Genomic DNA, 16,424 nt, shown 5'->3' on the forward strand with positions numbered 1-16,424 from the left:
GATCATGTCACGGGCGGGAAATAATTATTACCATACTTTGCAAGTGCATTACCAAGCTCCCCAAGCGGAGATCAAACTTGCCTATCGGAAACTAGTAAAAAAATTTCATCCCGACTGCAATCACGACCTCAATAACCACGATCAAATTTCCGCAATTAATATTGCCTACGAAATCCTAAGTAATCCCCAAACCCGTGCCTCCTACGATCAAAGTATGGGACTTAGCACTAAGGTTTCTAAAAACTCTAATACCTCTAATGTTTCTACCGTAGTTAAAAAGCGATCACAGGGGTTAGATGAAGATGGCAAACTTGATCTATGGCTAACCCAAGTATATGAGCCGATCATAGAAATTCTTAACCAAATTCTGGACAACCTCGATGATCAGATTGATCAACTTGCTGATGATCCCTTTGATCAGGATTTATTAGATAACTTCCAAGAATATATTCAAAATTGCCGCAATGCCTTTAACTATGCCCAGATATTATTCCGTAAAATGCCCAATCCTGCTTCGGCGGCGGGAGTAGCTGCATACCTATATCACTGCCTTAACCAAGTGGGAGATGGTATTGAAGAGCTTAATTATTTCACCCTTAATTTTGATGATCATCACTTGCACACGGGGCAGGAACTATGGCGAATTGCCGATGAAATGCGTAGCTATGCTTTTGATGCGGTGAGAAATTTATCCCGATGAAACCTTAATGAGAAGTTGGCAATGGCTAATTATGGCATTACATTTTCGGGGATCGGTTGCCCCCATTGTTTTGCCACGGGTGTTAATGTTTACAGGGTTTGCCTATGGGGTGGCATGGCTTTATAAGCTCCACTATATTCCCACGTCTGAAGTCCTAGAAAGCCTTACGGGTAATGTAGTTTATAACTTGGTCTTGGGGTTGTTACTGGTATTTAGGACAAATGCTGCCTATGACAAGTTTTGGGAAGGACGGAAATTGTGGGGAACTCTGGTAGTTAATATTCGGAATCTGGCTAGGGAAATCCAACTAGGAATTATTGAAACTGATGAGAAGTCTAAGGCTGCAAAAATCAGGGCTATTAGGCTTTTAAGTGCCTTTGCGATCGCGACTAAGCTGCATTTACGCCAAGAACCCATTGATCAATCTCTCCAATCTTTAGTTTCACCATCGGAAGTTCTCAAACTAGAACAAGTGTCAAATCCCCCCTTAGAAATTACATTTTGGATTAGCGCATACCTGCATCAGCAATATCGTTGTCATCAGCTAGATAGTACACATTTGCATCTGGCAACTGATACGCTAAATAGCTTAATAGAAGGTTTAACAGGCTGTGAACGCATTAGTAAAACCCCTATTCCCCTTGCCTATAGTATTTATCTGAAACGCTTGATTTTAATCTATTGCCTTAGTCTGCCCTTTCATTTTGTCGCAAGTTTGGGACTATGGACAGCCGCCTTTGTGGGATTGGTGAGCTTTATTTTATTGGGTGTCGAAGAAATTGCTAATGAAATTGAAATGCCCTTTGGTACCGATCCCAATGATTTACCCTTGGAGCAAATTTGTCAAAATATTATCGACAACGGCGAAGCTGTAATCGCTTTTACCCCCGATACATTAAACTTCAATCCCGAGCATAGCCTTTAATACAAAATATAAGCCGATAAATCCACTGATGACAGCACTGAATAGAGCGATCGCTGTAACTGGTTTTTTCAGAAATGGTGCCAGGGGTTGCAATGCCGCCGTAAATATTCCTACTACAATCACAATTAAGTATTTAGGATAGTTCAGAACATTTTTAAAGAATTCTTTCATATAAATTTTTCAGTAGTTATTTCCTTATCATCCTAAACTCAAAACTGGATTTGGCAAACTTTCAATAATTTGGATCATCTCTGACTCAAAGCCCACCAACGCCCGATTAGTTTTACCGCCGATATAAAGACTATTACCAGATTTAAGTACCCAAATTTGCGAGTGACTCACATAGCTCATGATTACACCTAGCATCAATAGCCCAAAGCCAGTATAGGCAATAGGAATACCCGGATCAGATTTAATTTGTAACCCCGTGCTACCTACCAGTTCTTTAATGGTTAAAGTTACGCCATTAACTTCGGTGCTACCTCCTGCTCTCACCGTGGATACTAAGTTGCCTTTCTCGTCATAGATCAGTAATGTGCCTTGTAAATCAGGAGTGATTAGGGTTACTCCCGCACTGAGATCGGGTTTAGTTGGTAACCATGCTCCCCACACCTTATTATTAGTACCCTTTGCCTGTAACGCCGTCATCGGTAATTGCAGGACTGGACTGGCATTTAGGGTAAAACGTACCGCCGCAATATCCCAGTTCGCTTGATAAAAAGTAATGCCATCGTAACGCAGGGGTTTATTAACATAAATAGTCTGACGATCCAGTTCTTGTCCAGATTTGTTATCTAAGACGGAAAGATCGGAATAGAACTGATCGATCGCCCCACTGGGTGTATATTCAATCCAAAAGCGATTAACTTTTACAGACCAAGTTTTGGGAATATGTGACCAAATACCCGCTTCAGTGACATTTTTAATTGAAAAAGTTTGCCCACTGGGGATCATCTCCTGCCCGATAAAACCTGCCAATGCCCCCCAAATTGCCCCTAATAAAATTAGCAACATACTGGCATGAACCAAAATCGGTCCAATTCTGCCCACAAGTCCTTTACGGGCATAGAGTTGATCATTCTCTTGAAACACAGCATAGCCAAATTTAGTTAAAACGGGCGCAATTTGATCCAGCGATCGCCCTACTAATTCAGTACTTAATGCCAACTTATTAAAACTTTGGGGCTTGGTATAGTAATGCCAGCGTTTTGCCACCTTGAGCATGGGTAGCTGACGGGTAAATGTACAAACGGTTAAACTAGTACCGAATAAAATTAGTAATGCTAAAAACCACCAAGTGCTATATACATGATTAAGCCCCGCTAATAGCAAAACCTTATAGGTTAAAAACCCAAATAAAGCGGGATGCTCAGGATAGTTCTGCTGATAGAAATCTAGGGTCTCTCCCTGCTCAATGACGGTACCAGACACACTAAAAAGGGCAATGATTAGCAACAAAGCGATCGCAAACTTTAAGTTTCCTAGGATTGGTAATAGTTCACGGCGCAGAAATTTGGGATTGAAGTTTAGCAAGATACTTAGGTACTGTAAATGAGAAAGTAAGCGAAACAGTAAACTTCTATTTTAATATTTACTTGCTCGCAACTTGGGTTTGTAAAGCCTTAATCTCACGCAAAATAATCATTAATCCTTTATTTTGATGCTCTAGTTTTTGAGAAATACTGTCTAGCTTCTTGTCGAGGATATTTAAGGCAGCCTCTTGTTTTTGGACTCGGGTAGATAACGTATTGATGCGGGCTACTACTTCTCGTTGAATGAGGTTTTCAATACCCTGAGCAAGCAGAGTTTCAGTAGCAGTAAGGCGATCGAGTACTCGTTGGGAATTGCGGGAGTCCTCAGTGGGGATAGCCCCGGCAACTGCTGGCACGCCAGTATGCAGGAGATGGTCAATTTTAGAAATTAACACCTCTGGTTCAAACGGCTTTTCCAGAAAATCAAAGTCCCAAGGTTCAGGTACATTTTCCGCCACTTGTTCCCTTAGCCCCGAAATCATAATTACGGGAATGTCCTTGAGGGTATCAACTCGACGCAGTGCCTGTAAAGTCTGGTAGCCATTATATTTAGGCATTACAAAGTCAAGCAAAATTAGATTTGGTGCCACTTTTTTCGCCGTATCAAGCCCTGACATCCCATCATTTGCTTCTAGAACTTCAAACTTGTCTGCCAATATGCTCTTTACCATTTTGCGGATCATGATGCTGTCATCAATCACCAGTACTTTACTTATACTCATGTACAACCCGCCTACTAATTTGTATGATTGTCAGGGTTCTTAAAGGTTTAGTCAAGAGCATGATAAGCCAATCCACAGATCTTGAAAAATTAGGACTCTTGAAAAATAAAGCTAACTCGATCACCCTTACCTAAAGCAATGCGATCGCCTGCGCGTAATTTATGGCGGTTACCTGCGGGTAAAGCAACATTATTTACATAGGTACCATTGGAGCTACCAGTATCTTCAAAATAAAAGGCATTACCTTCAAACCTAATGTCAGCGTGAACACGGGAAACAATATCTGAGTCGGGGAAACCAGAAACATCAATGTCGGGAGGAATCATATTATTGGGTTTACCAATGTGAATCACCTGTAAATTAGTTGGTAGTTCTAACTTGATGTTAGTTTGCACATGAATTAAAAAAGCTCCCAATTGCTGAAGTTGGGTACGAGGGTTAGGTTCTACAGCAACAGGCTCAATCAACTCATTTAAATCGGCTTCCGATAAATTAGGAACTGGTAGAGATTCTTCTTCATGGAGGCTGGATGTATTTTCAGTTTCTTCTGGCATATTTTTAATAGATTGACTAGCAGATTTTAAGTTAAAACCACAACTTCCACAAAAGCTGGCATCGGACTGAACGGTACCACCACAACTTGGACAAGTGCTGATAGTAATTATGGGTAAAGGCGTATAACAGGAATCACAATATTCTGCACCATCTGGATTTTCATGGGAACAGTTAGGGCAAATAATCATGGTTAATTATTTTGGGAAGTTTAGTTTGATATTTAGTTTGGTATCTGCAAAATGGTTTTGGACACCATTCGAGTTTGCTTGCGTTCTGCTTCACTGAGATCGGTTCCTGACTGTAAAGTCGTAGCATTGGCTTGTAAGACCGTTGCTGCTTGATGATCCCCCATTTGCAAAGCGGTTTTTGCTGCTGATTGTAGCATTGTTACTGCCCCAGTGCGATCGCCCTGTTTTAATTTAGTTTCTGCTAATTGGGTCTGACGATATTTTGCCACTGCAAGCATACTGGTCTGCACTTGGGGATTGATTTGCGGGCGGAAGTCTTTAATTAAAGTTAGATCGGCTGTAACTTCTGGAGATAGGATATTTTCCCGTTGGGTTTGCGGATCATCGTAGCGAATTTGGGCAGTTACGGCTGTAAATGTATTGGTATTGGGGATTGAGACATTTTGCTGTGGATTAGGGTTAATATTTTGGTTAATATACAAGTTGACGAGAATTGTGCGATCGTTCCCTAACATTAAGTCTCCCAACCGCACAGTATAGGTATCTAAAATTTTTTCGGGGTCTAGTTCAATGGTTTCGGGCATAACTTGGGCGATCGGTTTAAGTTCAGCCAGCCGTACATTAGGTGCAAGTTTAAGAATTAAATGGGCATTGGTTAAACTAACGGACTGCACCCGCCGTAAGAGTTTATGAAATTCAGAGGTGGCTTGACTGGGGTTTTCAATATATGCCATAGCACCGCCTCCCGCATCGGCAATTTTTTCTAAAACATCTTGATTCCAATAGTCACCAAAACCCAGAGTATGAAGGGTCATGCCATATTCGGCGGCTAGTTGGGAAAACTGCAAACAGCGATCGTTACTACCATGCTCATTTTCCCCATCGGTGAGGACAAATGCCTGACTAATAGCGTTTTTCTTTGCCTTGCTCAGTTCTTGGAGGGCGAGTTTAATTCCTTCATCAATGCTGGTACCACCCGATGCACGTAGAGATTGAATATTGTCCTTAACGGCTTCAGGATTGGTTAAGGTTTGACTAGCTACTACTACTTTGGCTTTGTGATCAAATCCCACGACGCTGATGTAGTCTGTATAGCTCATTTGATCGATAAGCTCTCTAGCCGCCTTTTTAACCGTATCAAGGGGTTGTCCGCCCATAGAGCCACTGTGATCTAGAACTAAGCATAGATTTAGTGGACTAGTGCTAGTAGTAATACTGCCATCGACTGAAACCGTAATTGCCAGTTGACGTTGGCTGGTGCTTAAAGAACTATCAAGGTAGCGATCGCTAAAGTCGCAGGACAGATTTACACTCATACAGATAGCTTTTGGTTAAGATTTACCTAGATCATATCTAACTCGAGGCAAATATCTCTATGAAAACCATCACCACAGGGAATATTTTAAATAATGGCAATAATGGAGCCGCTATGGGAGCAGTTCGAGTAAAGGTGAAGCTAACAAGTGTTTTTGAGGAAGGATTAGTGAGCCTAGGTTCTTTACATCCTAAACATCTCCGTACCTATGAAACTATAGGACTAGTGGATACGGGTGCCTTAACTCTGGTGATTCCGCCTGAAGTTGCAGATACCCTAGGATTAAAGATACGAAAACAACAGGTTGCTCGCTTTGCCATTGGGGCGCAGGAAGTAGTAGGGTTAACTGAGTCTGTTCTAGTTGAATGTCAGGGTAGAACTGCGGCTATAGAGGCATTAGTAGTTGGCGATGAGGTTTTAATTGGGCAAGTAGTTTTAGAATTGATGGACTTTGTAGTAGATTGCAAAAATCAACAACTGATTCCTAATCCCCAAAATCCTGATTATCCCGTCGCCATGATTAAGTAATGCCCAACAATTTTTTAGATTCCCAATTCAGTAGTCAATTTAATAGTCAATTAAACAGCCAATTTATTAAGCCAGATGGTTCCAATCGAGAAGTGATCCGCCAAATGGGTTATGCGTTTGTGGACTTAATTACGGATGAGGTGTTGGCTAATCAGTCCCAAGATTTTGTGAAGGATGCCTCGGTATTAAAATTAGATATTCCCAAGGTGGGTATGGATTGGCAAGATTTGCTCCTAGAAGTGCGATCGCAGGTATTACCCCGTAGTCTTAACCTTAACAATCCCCGTTATATGGGACACATGGATAGCGTACCTTTAGCAATTACGATTTGGGCGGATGCTTTAGCCAGTGCCATTAATAACAATATGCTTAGTAGTGAGTTGGCTCCACTATTTACCCGCATTGAGGCAGATTTAATGTCATGGTTTGGACAGTTATTTGGTTTGGGCGATTGCAGTTTCGGCACATTAACCAGTGGTGGCAGTTTGGCGAATATTACGGCATTGTTAATAGCACGCAATCATAAACTTCCTGAAATTAAATCCGATGGGATTAAGAATAGTATTAATGATAAATTAGTCGCTTTTATTTCCGATGCTGCCCATACTTCCTTTGATAAGGGCATGAACGTGATTGGACTGGGTAGTAAAAATTTGATCAGGGTCGAAACTAATGCTTCAGGACAGGTTAAGCCAGATATTTTAGAGGCAAAGATTCAAGAGCAGTTAAAGTTAGGTAATATTCCTTTTTTGGTCGGGGCGATCGCAGGTACAACGATTACAGGGGTAGTAGATCATATTCAATCAGTTGGAGAAATCGCTCGGAAATATAATTGTTGGTTTCATGTGGATGCCGCCTACGGAGGAGCCGCAATCCTTTCCCCCAAATGGCAACATTTATTATCTGGCATAGAACAAGCAGACTCTATTACCTTTAATCCCCAAAAATGGATGTGGATTGCCCGCACCTGTGCCATGCTCTTGGTTAACGATCGACAGCACTTAATTGATGGCTTTGATCATACACTGCCCTATATGGCGGATAATTCCTTAAATTTTGGTAATTTTAACTTGCAGGGAACAAGGCGCACGGATAGTTTAAAACTCTGGCTGGCGTTGCGATCGCTAGGTTTAGATGGTTACGCTCAACTTATAGATAACTCCATGCACAAAGCTCAGGCATTAAGAGTGTGGGTTGATAATTCTGCTGATTTGGAACTAGTTTGTGAACCGACGATGAATATTGTCTGTATACGATCGCTTAATCCCGATCTAGATAATAGGAAACTCCGCCAACAATGGATTGATCAGGGTAAGTTATGGTTATCTTTACCACTATGGCAGGGAGAACGCATTCTTAAAGCTGTAGTTCTGCATCCCTATGCTCAGTGGGATTAAGCACTTGATCCTTGGAGTCATTAAAACTATCTATAGAACTTAAGTTTGGGCTTTTAGTAGATTATTTGCCAATACAAAATTTACTAAAGATTGTATCTAAGACTGATTCAGTAATCTCTTCACCTGTGATTTGTCCCAAGGCATGAATAGCTTCGCGCAGATCGATTGTCCAAAAGTCCAGAGGTAGAGCGATCGCTCCTAAAACTCTTTCCAAAGCTTGGACTGCTGTTAATAAACTTGCCTTTTGTCTTTGATTAATCGCAACTTCCAAATTAGCGGAACTGATTGAGCCTTGATGGACAGAATTAAGAATAGCTAACTCCAATTGATCAATGCCTTGAGCAAGGGCAGCCGCCGTATAGACAATGGGCTTTTTCTCAAAAACTGATGGCAGTATGGGCGGATAAGTTGGTAAATCCATTTTATTAATTACTAAAATTATGGGGTGATCGCCATCTGTCTTTAAGTCAGTAATTAGTTCATAAATTTCTTGATCCTGATCTGTCCAGCCAATTTGGGCATCAATTACCAGTAAAACTAAATCAGCAGACTTTACGCTAATTAGCGATCGCTCCACACCAATTTTTTCCACAATATCCTCCGTCGCTCGAATCCCCGCCGTATCCAAAACCGTAACGGGAATACCGCTGACAATTAGCTGAGAATCCACCACATCACGGGTGGTACCAGGAAGATCGGTGACGATTGCCCGATCAGTTTGACTCCAAGCATTTAGTAAGCTAGATTTACCGACATTTGGTCGCCCTGCGATCGCAATTTTTAAGCCCGAACGTAATAGTTGTCCTCGATCTGCGGTTGCCATTAATGTATGTGCCTGATCGGTCACTTCCTGTAAATCCCTGAGTAGATTATCCAGATTTAAAGGGACTAAATCATCATCGAAATCTATTCTTGCTTCTATTTCCGCCAGAATATCTACACATTTAGCCCGCATTTGGCGAATGGGATGTGCTAATTTCCCTTGGAGGGAGGCGATCGCAGTTTGGGCGGCTTGGGGAGATTTTGCCCCGACTAATTCTTGAATACTTTCCGCTTGGGTTAAATCGATTCTGCCATTCAGAAATGCCCTTAAACTAAACTCACCTGCTTCGGCTAGTCTTGCTCCTTGTTCTAAACAAAGATTTAATACCCTTTGTACGGGCATAATGCCACCATGACAATGGAACTCAATCACATCTTCACGGGTAAAGGAGCGCGGAGCTTTCATTATGAGCATGAGGCTTTCATCAATTACTTCCTTCGTAACTGGATGTTTAATATAGCCGTAGAGAATGCGATGGGTTTCCCAAATTTGATTATTTGAATTATGAAAAAGAGAACGGGCAATTACTTCGGATTTAGAACCTGATAACCTAACTATACCAACACTTCCTTGTTCTGGAGCTATGGCAGTGGCGATCGCTGCGATCGTGTCATGATGATTCATTAATTTAATTAAGTCTATGTTTATGGTGGGAAGGGAGTATTTGGGGTAATTCCTAAACCTCGGATTGCTTCCAACATCCCTTTCGCTTTATTTAGAGTTTCTTGATATTCCATTTTTGGATCGGAATCGGCAACTATACCTGCCCCTGCTTGGACGCTGAGAACTCCATCTTTGACAATCATTGTCCGAATAGTGATGGCAGTATTTAATTGTCCTTCAAAGTCGTAATAGCCATACGCCCCAGCATAGGTACCTCGGCGATCGCCCTCTAGGTTATGAATAATTTCCATAGCTCGAATTTTAGGCGCACCACTGACCGTACCCGCAGGGAAACAAGCAGCCAGTAAATCCCAAGCGGTTTTATCGGGTTTAAGTTCACCCACAACATTACTAACAATGTGCATGACATGGGAATAACGTTCAATGGTCATCAACTCATCCACAACTACTGTGCCGCTTTGACATACTCGCCCTAGATCATTTCTACCCAAGTCAACTAACATGACGTGTTCGGACACTTCCTTGGGATCATTAAGTAGGTCTTCAGCTAATGCCAAATCTTCGGCTATGGTTTGTCCACGGGGTCTAGTGCCTGCGATCGGGCGGACGGTGGCTTTAGTTTTCCCATCAATTTTATCTGCTTTAACCATCACCTCTGGACTAGAACCAATTACCTGCCAATCGCCAAAATTAAGGTATGCCATGTAGGGGGAGGGATTGACTATGCACAGGGAACGGTACAAATTAAAAGGATCACTACTATAGGGAGTGGAAAAACGCTGAGATAGTACCACTTGGAAAATATCCCCCGCCTTAATATGCTCTTTTGCCTTTTCTACACCCTGCTGGAATGCTTCGGCAGTAAAATTACTGGAAAAATTTACAGGTGGTTGAGTCTTAGGGTTTGTCCAATTCAGAATATTCTGCTCATAATTAAAAGGCGATCGCAATTTAGCAATTAATAAACTCACTCGATCACAGGCATTTTCATAGGCAATTTTAGGATCGGTATGATTGCGTAAATCCGCATAGGCGATCGCCCAAATTTTGCGTTTAACCTGATCAAATACTAATAAACTATCAATCTGCATCCACAGTCCATCGGGCAGATCATGATCTCCACAGGCATACACTGGTACCCTTGGCTCAATCCATTTAATTAATTCATAGCCCCAAAATCCAATTAAGCCACCCGTGGGGAAATCTAATAACTTCACAGGTTTAATCGGTTCTAAACAAGCAGCTAAATGCTCTAGCGGGTTGCCAATATGAGTTTCAGTGGTGCCATCTCGCCAAGTTTGGATCGTGCGATCGCCCCGTGCCTCTAGTCTCCACAATGGATCACAGCCTAATAAGCTATAGCGTCCTATCCGTTCTCCACCTTCCACTGATTCCAGTAAAAAACTATAGGGCTGTCCTGCACATACCCGATACCACGCCGCCACAGGTGTATCCATATCTGCCACTAATTCTTGGTAAACAGGAATGAAATTACCGTTCTGGCAAAGTTGAGAAAAATCAGAGAAGCTAGGCAGAGTCATGGGATTTTAGCAAGATGTTATTAGAAGTCTCACGGATTCAGAGACCTAATTAATTATTAATTCTATGTATTAATTCTATGGTTATCAGGGATCAAATCATAGCGAGCTTTGTGATTGCTTTCCTTCTTGCTTATTTTCTGAGGACAGAAGTAATGATCACAGTGATAGTAGCGGAAGCGATGAGGCTAAAGGCAAGTTGAACTACCCATTGCGTAGCTTTCTGGTAATTGTCAAACTTATCATTAAATGCCTTATTCTCTGAAGATAAAGCATCAAGCTTAGTTAATATTTCCCTAAGATAACCATCATTGTCCACTTTTTCTTCTTGTGTAGATGTCATAATCCATAAATCTCCGTATGTTACTTACTATCGTTAGAATTACCAACTAATTTAATTCTAGTTGATTCTACTTGAGCCTGATTCTTACTAAACTTGCTGTCAAACACTTTGCTAGAATAACTGCGCCATCGTTACTCACTACCCATGCTAAAAGCTTATAGATATTCTGTTCCTACTACTGTTCTAGCGATCGCCTTAACTAGTCAATTAATCGCAATCAATCCTAGTTATGCTGAGCAGGGCAGGACAATTCAGCTTAATGGACAACCTTGGGTAGGGCAGTGGATTAAAGATAATTCCAGTATTTACCTCCAAGATGATTGGATGCGGGTCGCCTTGGGCATAGAACTCATGGATAGCGATCGCCCCCAAGCACAAAGATTACGGTGGTTTTCCGTGCCATTTTTTGCCGCCGTTACCTACGATCAGCCTGTGCAAAGACGGTTTTTAGATATTAAGGATATTTCTAAAGAGTGGCGGACAGAGATTGTTGGTGAAATTTTACGCATCTCTACTCCCAATAGTTTGATCAGTTCTATTCGCCGTTCTAAACAAAACTATGGACAGAACTTTGGCAAAAATCTTGGTGATCGGATCGTAATTGATCTAGATCGGGCAACTCCGTGGCAAGTGCAACGAGATAAAAATGTCATTAGTTTAGCGATCGCTGCGGACTTAGCTGCTAATCTCCCCAAATCCTTAAATAATCAATCGGGAAATCTGGTCAAAGCCGTTGAAATTCAATCTGAACCCAAGCAGACTATTATTAAAATTCAGACTACCCAGCCAATTACCCCTACAATTCAAACCCTTGGTAATCCCTATCGACTGATCGTAGATATTCAGCCCACCTATCAACCGCCCGATCTAACAATTGCTTGGGCAAAAGGTTTAATTCGTAAGCAACAAACCGTTACCCTAGTTGAGGCGGGGCAACCCTTACGATTTTCCGTAAATTCCTTAATTGTGAACTTAAAAGAACCCAGTATTTCCATGCGACCAATTTGGAGTGATCCCGATGGTATGGTTGGGACTTCATCTTTGCGGGCGATCGCTGAGGTTTGGCAAGCAGCAGGGGCAATTAATGGTGGGTTTTTCAACCGTGATCGAAAAATGCCCGTGGGCGCAATTAGAGAAAGTAAACGCTGGATGGCTGGAGGAGTATTAACCCGTGGCGCAGTGGCATGGAATCCATCAGGTAATGTATTTATGGATCGCCTGATTTTTGGGGAAGAAATTATCACTAACCAAGGCAATATTGCTTTAACCCATCTAAATAGTGGCTTTGTCCAAAATGGTTTAGCACGATATACCCCTAACTGGGGATTGACCTATACCCCCCTAACCGAGAATGAAGTAATTTTTGTCATCACAGGCGATCGCATCACCGCTCAATTGCAATCAGGAGCAGCAGGTGACGGTAAAATTAATATTCCTGATAATGGTTATCTGCTTGTGGCACGCAAGTCCCCAGAGCTTTTATCCCGACTATCTGTGGGAGATCAAATTAAAGGAATCACCAATATTAAACCCGAAGCGTTTAGTGATTTTCCCAATATCCTCGGAGCTGGACCACTCTTACTTAAAAATGGAAACCTCGTCCTTGATGCTGCCTTAGAACGCTTTTTACCTCCCTTTGATACCCGTGGAGCCTCTCGTAGTGCGATCGCTACAACTAATATTCCCGCACAAGTTCTCCTGACCACAATTCAAGCTACACCCGAGGGCATCCTACCCAGTCTTAGACAAACCGCAGATATTCTTAAGAAAATGGGGGCAGTCAATGCTCTAAATCTTGATGGTGGCGGCTCTACAACTTTATACTTAGGCGGAGCTATATTGAATCGTTCAGTGGGTAGCGTTGCGCCTGTACATAATGGACTGGGCATTTTTATTAATTCTACGGAATCCCTAAGATAATCACTCACATAACCTTTCACAATATGGAAACAGGTGTCGATGAAGTTGGTAGAGGAGCAATTTTTGGCGTGGTTGTGGCAGGGGCAGTTACCATACCCGATCATCAGTTTGACTACCTGAAGAGTATGGGGGTTAAAGATAGCAAAAAACTTAGTCCTAACCAAAGAGCTAAATTAGATCGGGTTATTCGTGCCGTAGCCGATTGTGGCATTGGCTTAGCCACAGTTGCTGAAATTGAAGAGCTTAATATTCTTAACGCTAGCCTTCTGGCAATGGAACGGGCGATCGCTCAACTAAATACTTTTCCAGCCCATTGTTTCATAGATGGCAATCAACGCCTTAAATTTCAGGAAATTCCCATGATTCCCCACACCACCGTTATTAAGGGTGATTCCATTTACCTATCCATAGCAGCAGCTAGTATTATTGCCAAGGTATGGCGCGATCGCCTGATTACAGAACTGGCACAGGAATATCCTAAATATGATCTAGCCCGAAATAAAGGCTATGCCACTCAAAGACATCGAGATGCACTTTCAATCTATGGCATCACTAATTTGCATCGTCAGTCCTTTTGTACTAATTTCTTAGCCGCAAAATAGCTTAAAAATAACAAGCAATCAGAATTTAAAGCCAAGCAGTCAGGCGATCGTAGAGCTTGTCAGTCGGAATTACGCCTTCAATTCGATCCACAGGCTGTCCATTTTTAAAAATCACCATAGTCGGCAAAGCACTAATTTTATATTGGGTAGCAAGGGCGGGATAGGTATCGGTGTTAATTTTGACAACTTGAGCTTGATCCTTAACCTTTGCACTTACTTGCTCTAAAATTCCTGCCATAATTTGACAGGGACCACACCAAGGAGCGTAGAAATCAACTAAAAGTGGTAGTTCTGAACCTTCAATTAATTCCTCAAAACTATTAAATTGCTTTTTGACAGACATACGCAAGACCTCATGATTTCTACACTTATTTTACTACTACCAGTCAAGACGAGTAAATGCGATTTGCGTAACTTTAGAGTAACAATAGAGAGATATGCTTTGGTTTTGACTCCTAGTTATCTCTGAATCAAGATGTCCAAATCAAGTCTAGTATGTACTTTTGGGTAGTTAAGGTAATTAATGAAAGAAGAATTATTAGTACAGCTAGCTAAGTCTCTTTTATATGAAAAAGCTTTAGTCAAGTTAGATGGAAAATTTGTTGGGGCGATCGCTTCAATTCCCAAAAATAAAAATAGTCAAGACTTGAACTACAACGAAGTTTTTATTCGGGATAATGTGCCTGTTATGATTTATCTATTACTTGAGGGAAAGTATGAGATTGTCAGACATTTTTTAAATACCTGTCTAAGGTTGCAGAGCAGTCAATTCCAAACTAGAGGGATATTTCCTACCAGTTTTGCCGAGATTGAGGGAAAGTTAGTTGCTGATTATGGACAAAGAGCAATTGGAAGGGTTTGTTCAGTAGATGCCAGTTTATGGTGGGTAATTTTAGCTTATATCTATGTGAAAAAATCTGGCGATCGCACTTGGGCAGCTACCTTTGAAGTTCAGAGCGGTATCCAACATCTACTCAATTTAATTCTGCATCCCTCCTTCCGTGATTCTCCTACCCTATTCGTACCCGATGGGGCATTTATGATTGATCGAGCGCTGGATGTGTGGGGAAATCCTGTGGAAATCCAAGTGCTTCTGTATGGTGCCCTCCTAAGTGCTGTGGGCTTAATTCAAGTTGATTTAGAAGAGAAAGGATATACCGATTGCCAATCTTCGGCTAGTGCTTTAATTGATCGACAACTCTATCAAAAATCCTATGCGATCGCTTGGCTAAAAAATCTGAGAAGCTATATGCTCAAGCATTATTGGGTTAATTCCAAAATCGTCCAAACTCTGCGCCGTCGCCCCACGGAACAATATGGAGATAGTGTTACTAATGAATACAATATCCAAACTGAAACCATTCCCCATTGGTTACAGGAGTGGTTAGGCGATCAGGGGGGATATTTAATTGGTAATGTACGCACGGGCAGACCTGATTTTCGTTTTTTTACCCTCGGGAACTGTCTAGGGGCAACCTTTGATTTAATTAGTCCCGCCCAACAGCGATCGCTTTTCCATTTAATGTGCCAAAATCAGACAGCTTTATTTGCCCAAATGCCTTTAAGAATATGCCATCCCCCGTTGGATAATGAGGACTGGCGTAAAAAAACGGGATACGATCGCAAAAATCTACCTTGGTGTTATCACAATGCGGGACATTGGCCCTGTCTATTTTGGTTTTTTGTGATTGCTACTTTGCGCCATAAATGCCATCAATCTTCTGTCGATCATCTGGGGATCGATATTTTGTTACAAGATAACTACGAACTCTTGGCAAGAAGGTTACCCCAGCAGAATTGGGCAGAGTATTTTGATGGACCAAATGGGGTTTGGGTCGGTCAACAGGCAAGACTATATCAAACTTGGACAATTGTCGGATTTTTATTAACCCATCACTTCCTAAAAGTGAATCCAGAAGATACTAATATTATGGACTTACCAAGTCTGAAGGATATCGAAAATGCTTAATTTTCAGACCAGTAAACTTTTAGAAGCCAATCGCCTATTAATTTCTGATATTGATCATACTTTACTAGGCGATCGCATTGCGCTAAAGGAACTCATTGATTATCTGCAATCATCAGAAATTGCCTTTGGTGTCGCTACTGGGCGTTCGATTGAAAGTGCTAAACAAATTCTTGAAGAATGGGAAGTTCCATTTCCTGATCTATGGATTACATCGGTTGGTAGCGAAATTCATTATGGAGAAGCTACGCAAGTAGATAATGATTGGGGCGAACATATTCATGATCAATGGCAACCTGAACTAGTGTGCGAGGCGATCGCTAAGTTATCAGGAATTAAGCTGCAAAGTGCTGAAGGACAACGCACCCACAAAATCAGTTATCTTGTTGATCCCACAAAATCACCTTCGATTAGCGAAATTCAATCACATCTGCGGCAACATCAGCTTCAAGTTCAAGCAATTTATTCCCATCAGGAATTCTTAGATATACTGCCCCTAAGGGCTTCTAAAGGTAATGCGGTGAGTTATTGTGCAAATAAATGGAACTTCTCAATGGAAAAAATCTTAGTAGCAGGAGACTCAGGCAATGATGAGCAAATGCTGACTAGTGGAGCAAATGCCGTAGTCGTAGGAAACTATAGTTCAGAATTAGAAAAATTGCGTGGACGGGATCAGATATACTTCGCTAATGATAAGTATGCTCAAGGGATTTTAGAGGCGATAGCCCACTATAAGTTTTGAATCT

General features: G+C 41.6%; 17 protein-coding genes. 8 read left to right on the forward strand and 9 right to left on the reverse strand.

Annotated features, from left to right (window positions below; translation table 11 throughout):
- The first annotated feature begins 4 nt into the window (after positions 1 to 4).
- Positions 5 to 700, forward strand: a complete 696-nt coding sequence (locus SYN7502_RS02355; RefSeq protein WP_015167297.1) for a J domain-containing protein — start codon at positions 5 to 7, stop codon at positions 698 to 700.
- A 7-nt stretch (positions 701 to 707) separates the two neighbouring features.
- Entirely contained in the window at positions 708 to 1,625 is a 918-nt protein-coding gene (locus tag SYN7502_RS02360; protein ID WP_041429180.1) for a bestrophin family protein, read from the forward strand.
- Here the strand turns inward: SYN7502_RS02360 and SYN7502_RS02365 are convergent.
- The 5 genes from SYN7502_RS02365 to SYN7502_RS02385 form a co-directional block, all read right to left on the reverse strand.
- Complete coding sequence (locus SYN7502_RS02365) at positions 1,596 to 1,796, reverse strand: DUF751 family protein (RefSeq protein WP_015167299.1); 201 nt, start codon at positions 1,794 to 1,796, stop codon at positions 1,596 to 1,598. The genes SYN7502_RS02360 and SYN7502_RS02365 overlap by 30 nt on opposite strands.
- Before the next feature lie 27 nt (positions 1,797 to 1,823).
- Positions 1,824 to 3,158 (reverse strand): cytochrome c biogenesis protein, encoded by a 1,335-nt coding sequence (locus tag SYN7502_RS02370; protein ID WP_015167300.1) that lies wholly within the window; start codon positions 3,156 to 3,158, stop codon positions 1,824 to 1,826.
- Positions 3,159 to 3,216: 58 nt separating this feature from the next.
- Complete coding sequence (locus SYN7502_RS02375; RefSeq protein ID WP_015167301.1) at positions 3,217 to 3,879, reverse strand: response regulator; 663 nt, start codon at positions 3,877 to 3,879, stop codon at positions 3,217 to 3,219.
- Between the two features lie 89 nt (positions 3,880 to 3,968).
- Complete coding sequence (locus SYN7502_RS02380) at positions 3,969 to 4,622, reverse strand: FHA domain-containing protein (RefSeq protein WP_015167302.1); 654 nt, start codon at positions 4,620 to 4,622, stop codon at positions 3,969 to 3,971.
- A 32-nt stretch (positions 4,623 to 4,654) separates the two neighbouring features.
- Positions 4,655 to 5,938 carry a vWA domain-containing protein gene (locus tag SYN7502_RS02385; protein ID WP_015167303.1) on the reverse strand — a complete coding sequence of 428 codons (1,284 nt, stop codon included), beginning with the start codon at positions 5,936 to 5,938 and terminating at the stop codon, positions 4,655 to 4,657.
- Between the two features lie 59 nt (positions 5,939 to 5,997).
- Between SYN7502_RS02385 and SYN7502_RS02390 the strand changes: the two genes are divergently transcribed.
- The gene (locus tag SYN7502_RS02390; protein ID WP_015167304.1) at positions 5,998 to 6,465 is read left to right on the forward strand and encodes an aspartyl protease family protein; all 468 of its coding nucleotides are present in this window, start codon (positions 5,998 to 6,000) and stop codon (positions 6,463 to 6,465) included.
- Positions 6,465 to 7,862, forward strand: coding sequence for a pyridoxal phosphate-dependent decarboxylase family protein (locus SYN7502_RS02395; protein WP_015167305.1), 1,398 nt, complete (start codon positions 6,465 to 6,467; stop codon positions 7,860 to 7,862). The genes SYN7502_RS02390 and SYN7502_RS02395 overlap by 1 nt, the downstream gene beginning before the upstream one ends.
- Positions 7,863 to 7,923: 61 nt before the next feature.
- On the opposite strand, the gene mnmE is transcribed toward SYN7502_RS02395, so the two are convergent.
- The 3 genes from mnmE to SYN7502_RS02410 all read right to left on the reverse strand — a co-directional run bounded on the left by mnmE (position 7,924) and on the right by SYN7502_RS02410 (position 11,190).
- Complete coding sequence (gene mnmE / locus SYN7502_RS02400) at positions 7,924 to 9,309, reverse strand: tRNA uridine-5-carboxymethylaminomethyl(34) synthesis GTPase MnmE (protein WP_015167306.1); 1,386 nt, start codon at positions 9,307 to 9,309, stop codon at positions 7,924 to 7,926.
- Between the two features lie 20 nt (positions 9,310 to 9,329).
- The gene (gene trpE, locus SYN7502_RS02405) at positions 9,330 to 10,850 is read right to left on the reverse strand and encodes an anthranilate synthase component I (RefSeq protein ID WP_015167307.1); all 1,521 of its coding nucleotides are present in this window, start codon (positions 10,848 to 10,850) and stop codon (positions 9,330 to 9,332) included.
- A gap of 130 nt (positions 10,851 to 10,980) precedes the next feature.
- A complete protein-coding gene (locus SYN7502_RS02410; RefSeq protein ID WP_015167308.1) occupies positions 10,981 to 11,190 on the reverse strand; it encodes a ssr2422 family thylakoid membrane protein in 210 nt (69 codons plus the stop codon).
- Between the two features lie 144 nt (positions 11,191 to 11,334).
- Between SYN7502_RS02410 and SYN7502_RS02415 the strand changes: the two genes are divergently transcribed.
- Positions 11,335 to 13,110: a phosphodiester glycosidase family protein gene (locus tag SYN7502_RS02415; RefSeq protein ID WP_015167309.1), complete on the forward strand. Its 1,776-nt coding sequence runs from the start codon at positions 11,335 to 11,337 to the stop codon at positions 13,108 to 13,110.
- Between the two features lie 23 nt (positions 13,111 to 13,133).
- On the forward strand, positions 13,134 to 13,712 hold the full coding sequence (locus SYN7502_RS02420; protein WP_015167310.1) for a ribonuclease HII: 579 nt from the start codon (positions 13,134 to 13,136) through the stop codon (positions 13,710 to 13,712).
- A 25-nt stretch (positions 13,713 to 13,737) separates the two neighbouring features.
- On the opposite strand, the gene trxA is transcribed toward SYN7502_RS02420, so the two are convergent.
- Positions 13,738 to 14,055, reverse strand: a complete 318-nt coding sequence (trxA, locus tag SYN7502_RS02425) for a thioredoxin (protein ID WP_015167311.1) — start codon at positions 14,053 to 14,055, stop codon at positions 13,738 to 13,740.
- Between the two features lie 180 nt (positions 14,056 to 14,235).
- On the opposite strand from trxA, the gene SYN7502_RS02430 reads away from it, so the two are divergent.
- Both SYN7502_RS02430 and SYN7502_RS02435 read left to right on the forward strand, forming a co-directional pair.
- Positions 14,236 to 15,681 (forward strand): glycoside hydrolase 100 family protein, encoded by a 1,446-nt coding sequence (locus tag SYN7502_RS02430; RefSeq protein WP_015167312.1) that lies wholly within the window; start codon positions 14,236 to 14,238, stop codon positions 15,679 to 15,681.
- The gene (locus SYN7502_RS02435) at positions 15,674 to 16,420 is read left to right on the forward strand and encodes an HAD family hydrolase (RefSeq protein ID WP_041429183.1); all 747 of its coding nucleotides are present in this window, start codon (positions 15,674 to 15,676) and stop codon (positions 16,418 to 16,420) included. The genes SYN7502_RS02430 and SYN7502_RS02435 overlap by 8 nt, the downstream gene beginning before the upstream one ends.
- Positions 16,421 to 16,424 lie beyond the last annotated feature (4 nt).

The organism is Synechococcus sp. PCC 7502 (assembly GCF_000317085.1).
Classification (GTDB): Bacteria; Cyanobacteriota; Cyanobacteriia; order Pseudanabaenales; family Pseudanabaenaceae; genus PCC-7502.

Excerpts from the sequence above, each read along its gene's own strand:
- SYN7502_RS02355 (WP_015167297.1), top strand. The coding sequence starts at position 5 with ATGTCACGGGCGGGAAATAATTATTACCATACTTTGCAAGTGCATTAC.
- SYN7502_RS02360 (WP_041429180.1), top strand. The coding sequence starts at position 708 with ATGAGAAGTTGGCAATGGCTAATTATGGCATTACATTTTCGGGGATCG.
- SYN7502_RS02365 (WP_015167299.1), bottom strand. The coding sequence starts at position 1,796 with ATGAAAGAATTCTTTAAAAATGTTCTGAACTATCCTAAATACTTAATT.
- SYN7502_RS02375 (WP_015167301.1), bottom strand. The coding sequence starts at position 3,879 with ATGAGTATAAGTAAAGTACTGGTGATTGATGACAGCATCATGATCCGC.
- SYN7502_RS02380 (WP_015167302.1), bottom strand. The coding sequence starts at position 4,622 with ATGATTATTTGCCCTAACTGTTCCCATGAAAATCCAGATGGTGCAGAA.
- SYN7502_RS02385 (WP_015167303.1), bottom strand. The coding sequence starts at position 5,938 with ATGAGTGTAAATCTGTCCTGCGACTTTAGCGATCGCTACCTTGATAGT.
- SYN7502_RS02390 (WP_015167304.1), top strand. The coding sequence starts at position 5,998 with ATGAAAACCATCACCACAGGGAATATTTTAAATAATGGCAATAATGGA.
- SYN7502_RS02395 (WP_015167305.1), top strand. The coding sequence starts at position 6,465 with ATGCCCAACAATTTTTTAGATTCCCAATTCAGTAGTCAATTTAATAGT.
- mnmE (WP_015167306.1), bottom strand. The coding sequence starts at position 9,309 with ATGAATCATCATGACACGATCGCAGCGATCGCCACTGCCATAGCTCCA.
- trpE (WP_015167307.1), bottom strand. The coding sequence starts at position 10,850 with ATGACTCTGCCTAGCTTCTCTGATTTTTCTCAACTTTGCCAGAACGGT.
- SYN7502_RS02410 (WP_015167308.1), bottom strand. The coding sequence starts at position 11,190 with ATGACATCTACACAAGAAGAAAAAGTGGACAATGATGGTTATCTTAGG.
- SYN7502_RS02415 (WP_015167309.1), top strand. The coding sequence starts at position 11,335 with ATGCTAAAAGCTTATAGATATTCTGTTCCTACTACTGTTCTAGCGATC.
- SYN7502_RS02420 (WP_015167310.1), top strand. The coding sequence starts at position 13,134 with ATGGAAACAGGTGTCGATGAAGTTGGTAGAGGAGCAATTTTTGGCGTG.
- trxA (WP_015167311.1), bottom strand. The coding sequence starts at position 14,055 with ATGTCTGTCAAAAAGCAATTTAATAGTTTTGAGGAATTAATTGAAGGT.
- SYN7502_RS02430 (WP_015167312.1), top strand. The coding sequence starts at position 14,236 with ATGAAAGAAGAATTATTAGTACAGCTAGCTAAGTCTCTTTTATATGAA.
- SYN7502_RS02435 (WP_041429183.1), top strand. The coding sequence starts at position 15,674 with ATGCTTAATTTTCAGACCAGTAAACTTTTAGAAGCCAATCGCCTATTA.